The sequence below is a fragment of the Streptomyces similanensis genome (assembly GCF_039543625.1).
Taxonomy (GTDB): domain Bacteria; phylum Actinomycetota; class Actinomycetes; order Streptomycetales; family Streptomycetaceae; genus Streptomyces; species Streptomyces similanensis.
This window is the reverse complement of sequence record NZ_BAABKC010000142.1, coordinates 1-9,043: the sequence shown is the minus strand read 5'-3', so window position 1 is coordinate 9,043 and position 9,043 is coordinate 1. Positions and strand designations below refer to the sequence as shown.

The following is a 9,043-nucleotide window of genomic DNA, read 5'->3' as shown; positions in this document are numbered from 1 at the left end:
CCGTGGCCGTGGCGGCCGCCGCGGGCGTGTGGCTCGGCGTGGCGCTGTGGCGCGGCGCGCCGGACACCTCCGGCGCCTCCGGCGCGGCGTCCGGCGTCCGGGTGGTGGACGCCACCGGCCGGGTCGCGGTGCGGGTGCCGGACGGCTGGGGACGGCAGCTGCGGGACTCGGGCTGGGACCCGGCGACGCTGGGGCTGCCCGCCGGGCACGAGCCGGGCCTCGCCGTCGCCGACGACCTGACGCACTGGCAGGACCTGGGGGCCGGCGTGGACGGGGTGTTCGTCGGGCTGAGCGAGCACGGCGACGTCACCGCCCGGGTGGCCGCCGTCGCGCACCCCGGCTGCCACGACGACGGCGGCCGCGCCTGGGCCGACGGGCGCTGGCACGGCCGGATCCGCTCCTGGAGCGGCTGCCCCGGCGGCGGTCTGCTCACCGAGGCCGCGCTGACCCCGGCCGGGGCCGGCGGACAGCCGCAGGTGTACGTGCAGGTCCGCCGGGAGGGCGGCGACGATCCGACCGACGGCATACTCCGCTCGCTGCGGGTCACCCAGACCCGGTAGGGGTGAACACGGGTACGGGTGGACACGCCGGGGCTCCGCGCGGGAAGAAGTCCGGGGAGGAAGTCCGGGGAAGAAACGCGCGGGAACCGCGAACTTTCCACCCGGACCGCGCATCGGACACTCATGTCGGCGCACGAGGCGCCGGACGCACGCGACGCGGCGTGCGAGGAACCTCCAGGAGCGTGGATCATGACGTACACCTTCCCGTCCCGCCGCCGTACGGCCCTGCTCGCCGGCGCCATCGCCGCGGTGGGCCTGCTGACCGGCTGCGGCAGCGACCACGGCACGGCGGGCGGACCGCAGAAGGTGCCGGGCACCGCCGCGCCCGCGACCGGCGACACGACGAGCGGCGTGGCGTCCGAGAGCACCGCCGCGGGCGGCGGCTCCAGCACCCCGGGCCGTACCGCCTCGCCCCCGGACTCCGCCGCCCCGGCGAACTCCGGCCGGGCCACCGGGTCCGGCAGCGGCGCGGACAAGGACACCGCAGCCGCCGCGAGCACCCGCTGCCACACCTCCGAGCTGCGCGCCGCGGTCGGCCGGATGGACCCCGGCGCGGGTCAGGAGAACTTCCCGCTCGTCCTCACCAACGTCTCCGGCCACACCTGCACGGTGCGCGGCTTCCCTGGCGCCGCGTTCCTGGACGCCTCCGGCCGGCAGCTCGGCCCCGACCCGAAGCGCTCGAGCGGCTCCCCGGCGACGATCACACTCAAGCCGGGCGCCAGCGCCTGGGCCGGCCTGACCTTCTCCAACCCGGGCGTGAGCGGGGCGCGGACCGCGAAGCCGGCCTCGCTGATCGTCACGCCGCCGGACGAGCGCGACCACCTCACGGTCAAGTGGACGGCCGGTCAGGTGCCGGTGGGCGGCAACTCCTCCTCGGTGTTCCTGACCGTGCTCAGCCCCGGCACCGCGCCGTGACGCGCCCCGGTGCCCGCACGTCCGCGCGAACGGGCGGCACGTGTTTGCTTTGATGTGCGGGCACCGTTGATCGCGTCCGGAGGACCGAGCCCTGAACACCCCGCTGGCGGAGACCCTGTCCGTCGTCCTGCTCGTCGCCGTGCTGGCCTGGGCGGTGGTACGCCCCTTCGGTCTGCCCGAGGCGGTCATGGCGGTGCCCGCCGCCGCGGTCGCCGTCGCCACGGGCGCGATCGGCCTGGACCACGCCCGCGCCGAGGTGGCCCGGCTCGGACCGGTGGTCGGGTTCCTCGCCGCGGTGCTGGTCCTCGCCCACTTCTGCGATGTGGAGGGGCTGTTCACGGCGTGCGGGGCGTGGATGGCCCGGTGGGCGCGGGGCCGTCCGGTGCGGCTGCTGACGGCGGTGTTCGCGCTGGCGTCGGCGATCACGGCCGTGCTCAGCCTGGACGCGACCATCGTCCTGCTGACCCCGGTGGTGTTCGCCACCGCCGCCCGCACCGGCGTACGCCCCAAACCGCACGTCTACGCCTGTACGCACCTGTCCAACACGGCGTCGCTGCTGCTGCCGGTCTCCAATCTGACCAACCTGCTGGCGTTCGCGGCGAGCGGGGTGAGCTTCACCCGGTTCGCCGCGCTGATGGCGCTGCCGTGGCTGGCGGCGATCGGCGCGGAGTACCTGGTCTTCCGCCGCTTCTTCGCCCGCGACCTGGCCGCCTCCGCGCCCTCGCCCGGCGTGGGCGAGCCGCCCGCGCTGCCGCTGTTCGCACTGGTGACCGTGGGCTGCACGCTGGCCGGTTTCGTCGTGACCTCCGCGTTCGGCGTCGAACCGGCGTGGGCGGCGCTGGCCGGGGCGCTGGTGCTGGCCGGGCGGGCGCTGGCGCGGCGCGAGGCGAGCGCGCTGAGCGTGGTGCGGGCCGCGGCGCCCGCCTTCCTCGCGTTCGTGCTGGCGCTCGGCGTCGTGGTCCGCGCGGTGGTCGACAACGGGCTCGCCGACGCGCTCGGGCACGTCCTGCCCGGCGGCACCGGACTGCTCGCACTGCTCGGCACGGCCGCGGTGGCCGCCGTGCTGGCCAACCTGATCAACAATCTGCCGGCGGTGCTGGTGCTGCTGCCGCTGACCGCTCCGGCCGGCCCGGGCGCCGTCCTGGCCGTGCTGCTCGGCGTCAACATCGGCCCCAACCTCACCTACGCCGGCTCGCTGGCGACGCTGCTGTGGCGGCGGATCGTGCACCAGCACGAACACGGGGTGGATCTCAAGGAGTTCACCCGGCTGGGGCTGCTCGCGGTGCCTGCGGCGCTGGTGCCCGCGGTGGTGGCACTGTGGGGGGCGCTGCACGTCGTGTGAGTCGCGGGGCGCGGCCGGGGAAGACCGAAGGCTGAGGGAGGCCGCCGTATGCGCGTGATCGCCTGGCTCGTCGAGGGCACCTGGCCCGCCTGTGTGGACGCCGTGCGCGCCCACGCGCCCGAGGACGCCGAGGTGGTGCTGCTGCATGTCAGCGGGGCGGAGGTGTCCGGGGTGGCGCACGGGGCGTTCGCCGGGCTGCTGGGGCGGGCGCACCGCGGCGGGCGGAGCCCCGGCGACGGCTGGGGGCGGGACCCGGGCGACCGGCTCACCGCTCTCGGCGACGCCTCGGCGGCCGCGCTGCTGGAGGCGGCGGCGGCCCGGCTGGGGCGGCCGTGCGCGCTGGTGGAGCGGGCGGGGCGGGTCGAGCGCGAGGTGGTGGAGGCGGCCGACGACGCCGATCTGCTGGTGCTGGCCCGGGACGGCGACCGCGACCGGCTCGGTCCGCACAGCCTGGGGCCCGCCGTGCGGTTCGCCGTCGACCACGCGCCCTGTCCGGTGCTGCTGGTGTGGCCGGAGGCGGCCCCGGACCTCGCGACGCTGCCGCCGCCTCCTCCCCGGGAGCCGCCGCCTCCCCCGCACGGGCCGCCGCCGCGTCCCTGAGACCGGCCGCGTCGTCGGGTCACGGCGGCGGGGAGCCGTGCGCCGCCCAGTTCGCCGCCCGCATCCGCAGGTCGGCCGAGACCTCGTCGATCGTCCAGCGCTGGGTGTCGGTCCTGGACCGCGTCTTGAGGACGAGCGCGCCCGCGCCGTCGGTGGCGGCCGGGGTCAGCGCCAGGTCCTGGTCGAAACGGGGGACGAGAGTGCCCTGAAGGGTGAAGTCGTAGCGGATGTCCCGGCCGCCCGGCGCGGCGGCGGCGACGCACGGGGCGAGCCGCACGGAGTAGGCGAGGTGCGAGTCGAGGCACAGTCCGGGCGCGGCGCCGCTGCGCAGCAGTCCGTCGGTCTCGTACGCCCACTGCTGGCCGGGGCGCGCCGAGCAGGTCGCCAGCTCGGTCTCCGCGCCGGGCACGGCCTTCTCGCCGACGATGCCGACGCACAGCCCGGAGGCCGCGTTGTGCAGTCGCCCGCGCAGGGTCGTCCTTCCCGCGTCGCCCGCGCCGGCCTGGGTGGGCGCGGGAGCGGGGGCCGACGCGCCGGAGGGCGTGGCCGCGCCGCCGCTGGGGCGACCGCCGGCGGCGGGCGCGGCGCCGTCGCCCGGCGCGACGGCCGCCCAGACGGCGAGCGGGAGGACGACCAGTCCGCTCACCGTCGCCGCGGCGACGGCCAGGTTCCGGTTCCGCGCGGCCCGCCGCGCCGACCGCCGAGCGGACCGCCGCCCGCGCCCCGCCACCCCACTGACCGCGCCCGCGTCCCGAACGCCGGCAGAAGTCGCTGACGTGTCAGCGGCGCGGTCTTCGGCGGCCACGCCCGGCTCAGCTGTGACTCCTCGGCCTTCGGCCGGCCGGGCGCCGTTCGGAGCGCCGGTGCGCGACTCTTCGCGTCCGGGGCCTACGACCGGTTCGCCGGACGCCCGCGAATCGTCGGTGGAAGGCGCCGCCGGGGCGTCGGTCGCCGTGTGGGGCAGGTGGCCGGTGGGGTTCCAGGGCGGTGCGCTCGGCGGTGCGGAGGGTGACTCGGCGGGGCGTGGCGGTACTTGGGGGGCGGGAGCCGGACCCGGCGGCGAGGCTGCGGGCGCGGTCGGCGCGTCGGGCACCGTACTCGTTGCTGACGGGCCGCCCCCGGCAGGTGCGGTGGACGGTGGGCCGTCGTCACCGGCGGCCGCCTCGGCCGCGGGCGCCGCGGCGGCCAGGCGCAGCACCCGGTACTCCCGGGCGCGCCAGCCGAGCACCCCCTCGGCGAGCGCGGTCCCGAGACCGGCGTCGAACGGGGCCAGTTGGCCGGCGGTGTGCCGGCAGTGCGTGCAGCCGGCCAGGTGCTGCCGCAGATCGGGGTCGACGTCGACACCACCGCGCCGGCAGGTCACGTCGAGCAGCCTGAAGTACCGCAAGCACTCCTGTTCGGGCGCGAGTTCGCGGTGGGCCTGGAGGCACTCCTCGCGCAGCCGTTCGCGGGCCCGCCCGAGTTCCACGCGCGCGCCCGCCTCGTCGAGCCCGATCAGCCGGGCGGGCGCGGCCGCCGGTTCGCCCTCGGCCTCGGCATGCCAGAGCAGGGCGGCGGCGGTCTGGGGCAGCCGCTGGAACGCGCGGGACAGCAGCCGCCGCTCGACCGGCGGCAGCAGCAGCGCGGCGACCGGCTCACCCGCGCCGGCCGCGGCGCTCAGTTCCGGGTGCAGGGTCTCCCGCCGGTGGTCGGTGCTCCACTCCCCCGCGATCCGGCGCACTGTTACCAGCAGTCGGGGCCGCCACGCGGCGGTGGGCCCGGAGCGGCGCAGCGACTGTCCGAACAGGCGGGTGAAGGCCTGGGTGGTGAGTATGCCCGCGCTGTTCGGGCCGTCGGTGCACAGCCGTGCGTAGGCGAAGGCCGCTTCCCAGTGCCGGTCGAGGAGTTCGGCGACCGGATGCGTCGCGGGGGTGACGCCGGTCCACTTCCGCAGTTCCGCGCTCAGTTCCTGGTCCGTGCTGCCGAACGGGCCGTGCGGCTCGGGCGACGGGGACGGGGACGGGTCCGGGTATTTCACGGCTGCATTCCTCCGTACTCACCGCGGATCAAGTCCGTACCAAGAGAAGGGACTTCGGCCTTTCCGGCCACACCTTTCCACAGGCGAACGGGAGGCAACAAGGGATCACACGGTTTTCCGCATATCCCGGGGAAAAGCGAGCTGTTGACGAATTGTCAATTGTTCGTGGCCGATGGATTCCGGACCGGATTTCCTCCGCGGAGCCGGAGACCGGCCCTTTCGCGACCCCATACGGAGCGGGCCCGTACGGCGTGCGCGCCGTACGGGCCTCGGGTGCGGCGGGCGGGCTCAGTGGCCGCTGACCTCGTGTGGGGTGTAGGGCCGCTCCAGCTCCTCGATCTCCTTCTCGCTCAGCTCCAGTTCGACGGCGGCCACGGCATCCGCCAGGTGCTGCGGCTTGGCGGCGCCGATGATGGGCGCGGTGACCGTGTTCCGGTGCAGCAGCCAGGCGAGGGCCACTTGGGCGCGCGGGACGCCGCGCTCCTCGGCGATGCGGGTGACGGTCTCGACGACGGCGCGGTCGCCCTCCGCGTAGAGGGTGCTGCCGAAGTTGTCGGTGTCGCTGCGGTGGGTGGCGGTGCCCCAGTCCCGGGTGAGGCGGCCCCGGGCGAGCGGGCTCCAGGGCAGCACGCCGACGCCCTGGTCCGCGCAGAGCGGCAGCATCTCGCGCTCCTCCTCGCGGTAGAGCAGGTTGTAGTGGTTCTGCATGGAGACGAAGCGGGTCCAGCCGTTGAGCCGCGCGGTGTACTGGGCCTTGGAGAACTGCCACGCGTACATCGAACTGGCCCCGATGTAGCGGGCCTTGCCCGCCTTGACCACGTCGTGCAGCGCCTCCATGGTCTCCTCGACGGGCGTGTGCGGGTCCCAGCGGTGGATCTGGTAGAGGTCGACGTAGTCGGTGCCGAGGCGGCGCAGGCTGGCGTCGATCTCGGTCATGATCGCCTTGCGGGACAGACCGGCGCCGTTGGGGCCGGGCCGCATCCGGCCGTGCACCTTGGTGGCGAGGACGACGTCCTCGCGGCGGGCGAAGTCGCGCAGCGCGCGGCCGACGATCTCCTCGCTGGTGCCGTCGGAGTAGACGTTGGCCGTGTCGAAGAAGGTGATCCCGGCCTCCAGGGCCTGCTGGATCAGGGGCCGCGAGGTCTCCTCGTCGAGGGTCCACTCGTGTGCGCCCCGGTCGGGCACGCCGTAGGTCATGCAGCCCAGACAGATCCGTGACACGTCCAGGCCCGTCGAGCCGAGCTTCACGTACCGCATCGTTGCCGCTCCTGTCTTCGGGTGGTTACCGGCATATCTCCGGGTTACCGGAAAGAGCCTAGGCGGTCGGCGATCATGACGGCCGGTCGTACCGGATGACGGACGCGGGGCGGGGGCGGGGGCCGGGCGGGAAGGCGTCGAGCAGGTCCAGGGCGCGTTCCCAGGCGAAGGCGGGCCGGCCGCCGTCCTGGGGCTGATCGCCGGTGTGCGGGTCGCCGAAGCGGACGCCCATCGCGCGCAGGCGGGCCAGGCTGTCGCGGTAGGCCGGGTGGACGGCCAGCGCGTCGGCCACGCACGGCAGGGCGACGACCGGAACGCCGAGGCCGTGGGCCTCGCACAGGGTGGCCGCGGCGAGGGTGTCGGCGATGCCGGCGGCCCACTTGTTGATCGTGTTGAAGGTGGCGGGCGCGACGGCCACGGCGTCCGGCGGCGGGAAGGGGCGCGGGTCCGCGGGGGTGCGCCAGGCGGAGCGGACGGGGCGGCCGGTGAGCGTCTGGACGGCGGCGCTGTCGAAGAAGCCGTTCATGGCGAGGGGGGTCGCGATGACGCCGACCTCCCAGCCCCGTTCCCGCGCGGCGGCGATCAGCGCGCCGACGCCCTCGGCGACGCCGGCGGCGCAGACGACGACGTAGAGGAAGGGCCTCACGGCGGACGCCCGGGCGGACACTTCGGCGGACTCTTGGCCGGGCGCCCCGGCGGACTCCTGAGCGGACACCCCGGCGGACTCCTGAGCGGACACCCCGGCGGACGTCCGGCCGGGTGCTCCGGCACGCTTCTGAGCGGACGTCTCGCCGAACCTTTGAGCGGGTGTCTCGGCGGACTTCTCGGCTGGTTCCGGGGCCTGTTCGGTCATCCCGGCACCCTACTGGCACCCGGCGGGCGGCCCGGCGGGAGCGGTTCCCGGGCGGGCCGGAGGCTCAGGCGGCGGACCGTGCCAGTTCCGTCAGCGCGTCCTCGGCCGCGGCGAGCGAGTCCGCGGCCAGGTGTTCGAGGCCGGCGAGCCGCGGGAGGACGTCGACGCGGGTCAGTTCGGCCGCGATCAGGTGCAGCCGGCCGGGGTCGACGCCCAGGTTGCCGAACCAGGCCCGCAGGTAGGGCGTCTGGAAGTCGAAGGCCGCGCGCGGAGTGCCCGGGCCGTATCCGCCGCCGCGGGCCATGACCGCGATCACGCGGGTGCCGCCCAGCAGGCTCGCGCCCGTGTCCGGGTCGGTGAACGCGCCCGGGAAGGTCACCCGGTCGATCCACGCCTTGAGGGCGGCGGGCACGGAGAAGTTGTACATCGGGACGCCCAGCAGCACCGTGTGCGCGCGGCGCAACTCGGTGACCAGGGGCAGGGTCAGCTCCCACTCGCGCCGCTCGGCCGGGCCCCCGATCAGCGCGGACACCTCGGCCGGCGGTACGAAGCCCGCGTGCTCCACGCGGCGGCCGAGGGCGGTGTAGGCCGCGGTGAGCGGCGCGACGGGCGTCGCGGACAGGTCACGGTGGCGGTAGCCCGCCGTACCGTGCCGCTCGCGCCAGGCACGGACGAAGCGGGCGGTCAGCCGGCGGCTCACCGAGTCGGCGGTCGGGTCGGCGCTGGAGTCGATGTGCAGCAGCGTGTCAGTCACCGGAAGGTCACCTCGATCGGGTCGGATACGTCAGTGGGGTGACGGAGCACGACGCGGAAAGGTGACCGACCCATGGACCCCAGGGCGGGCGACGAGGAACTGGCGCGACGGTTCGAGCTGCGGCGCGGGCGCCTGCACGCGGTGGCGTACCGGATGCTGGGCTCGGCGAGCGAGGCGGAGGACGCCGTGCAGGAGACCTGGCTGCGGCTGGTCAGGACCGGCGCGGAGGGCATCGACAACCTGCCGGGCTGGCTGACCACGGTCGTCTCCCGGGTCTGTCTGGACCTGCTGCGCGCGCGGACGGCACGGCGGGAGGACCCCTACGGGCACGACGCGCCGGAGGTGAGCGGTGGCGGCGACGGCGCGCCCGAGGAGGAGGCGGTGCTCGCCGACTCGGTGGGCGTGGCGCTGCTGGCCGTCCTCGACACGTTGAGCCCGCCGGAGCGGGTGGCGTTCGTTCTGCACGACGTGTTCGCGGTGCCCTTCGCGCAGGTCGCCGCCGTGGTGGACCGTTCGCAGCCGGCCGCGAAGAAGCTGGCCAGCCGGGCCCGGCACAAGGTCCGGGGCGTGCCCTCGGTGTCCGCCGCCGAGCTGGAGCGGCACCGCGTGGTCGTCGAACGGTTCCTGGCCGCCGCTCGGGGCGGCGACCTCGGCGCGCTGCTGGACGTGCTCGCCCCGGACGTCGTGCGCCGGGCCGACCCCGCCGCGCTGCGCGGGCGGGCGCCGGCCGAGCTGCGCGGGGCGC

The 9,043-nt window shown here is 75.8% G+C and carries 8 protein-coding genes and 1 pseudogene; 5 read left to right on the top strand and 4 right to left on the bottom strand.

Annotation, left to right across the window (positions count from 1 at the left end; translation table 11 throughout):
• The 4 genes and pseudogenes from ABEB07_RS37575 to ABEB07_RS37560 form a co-directional block, all read left to right on the top strand.
• A pseudogene (locus ABEB07_RS37575) lies at nt 1-560 on the top strand (serine/threonine protein kinase); the annotation flags it as partial.
• Nucleotides 561-749: 189 nt separating this feature from the next.
• Nucleotides 750-1,475, top strand: coding sequence for a DUF4232 domain-containing protein (locus ABEB07_RS37570; RefSeq protein ID WP_345672540.1), 726 nt, complete (start codon nt 750-752; stop codon nt 1,473-1,475).
• A gap of 91 nt (nt 1,476-1,566) precedes the next feature.
• Nucleotides 1,567-2,817 (top strand): SLC13 family permease, encoded by a 1,251-nt coding sequence (locus tag ABEB07_RS37565; RefSeq protein WP_176152234.1) that lies wholly within the window; start codon nt 1,567-1,569, stop codon nt 2,815-2,817.
• 48 nt (nt 2,818-2,865) lie between these two features.
• A complete protein-coding gene (locus ABEB07_RS37560) occupies nt 2,866-3,417 on the top strand; it encodes a universal stress protein (protein ID WP_176151493.1) in 552 nt (183 codons plus the stop codon).
• 19 nt (nt 3,418-3,436) lie between these two features.
• Here the strand turns inward: ABEB07_RS37560 and ABEB07_RS37555 are convergent, their stop codons facing one another.
• From ABEB07_RS37555 to ABEB07_RS37540, 4 genes are all read right to left on the bottom strand, one after another.
• Complete coding sequence (locus ABEB07_RS37555) at nt 3,437-5,434, bottom strand: RICIN domain-containing protein (RefSeq protein WP_345672539.1); 1,998 nt, start codon at nt 5,432-5,434, stop codon at nt 3,437-3,439.
• A gap of 288 nt (nt 5,435-5,722) precedes the next feature.
• Complete coding sequence (locus tag ABEB07_RS37550) at nt 5,723-6,691, bottom strand: aldo/keto reductase (RefSeq protein WP_176151491.1); 969 nt, start codon at nt 6,689-6,691, stop codon at nt 5,723-5,725.
• Between the two features lie 73 nt (nt 6,692-6,764).
• The gene (locus ABEB07_RS37545; RefSeq protein WP_345672541.1) at nt 6,765-7,358 is read right to left on the bottom strand and encodes a flavoprotein; all 594 of its coding nucleotides are present in this window, start codon (nt 7,356-7,358) and stop codon (nt 6,765-6,767) included.
• A gap of 250 nt (nt 7,359-7,608) precedes the next feature.
• Nucleotides 7,609-8,298: an FMN-dependent NADH-azoreductase gene (locus tag ABEB07_RS37540; protein ID WP_345672538.1), complete on the bottom strand. Its 690-nt coding sequence runs from the start codon at nt 8,296-8,298 to the stop codon at nt 7,609-7,611.
• Between the two features lie 72 nt (nt 8,299-8,370).
• On the opposite strand from ABEB07_RS37540, the gene ABEB07_RS37535 reads away from it, so the two are divergent.
• A partial coding sequence (locus tag ABEB07_RS37535; protein ID WP_345672537.1) for a sigma-70 family RNA polymerase sigma factor occupies nt 8,371-9,043 on the top strand: 673 nt, incomplete at its 3' end.

Coding starts and splice junctions, on each gene's coding strand:
- ABEB07_RS37560 (WP_176151493.1), top strand. CDS start 2,866: ATGCGCGTGATCGCCTGGCTCGTCGAGGGCACCTGGCCCGCCTGTGTG.
- ABEB07_RS37550 (WP_176151491.1), bottom strand. CDS start 6,691: ATGCGGTACGTGAAGCTCGGCTCGACGGGCCTGGACGTGTCACGGATC.
- ABEB07_RS37570 (WP_345672540.1), top strand. CDS start 750: ATGACGTACACCTTCCCGTCCCGCCGCCGTACGGCCCTGCTCGCCGGC.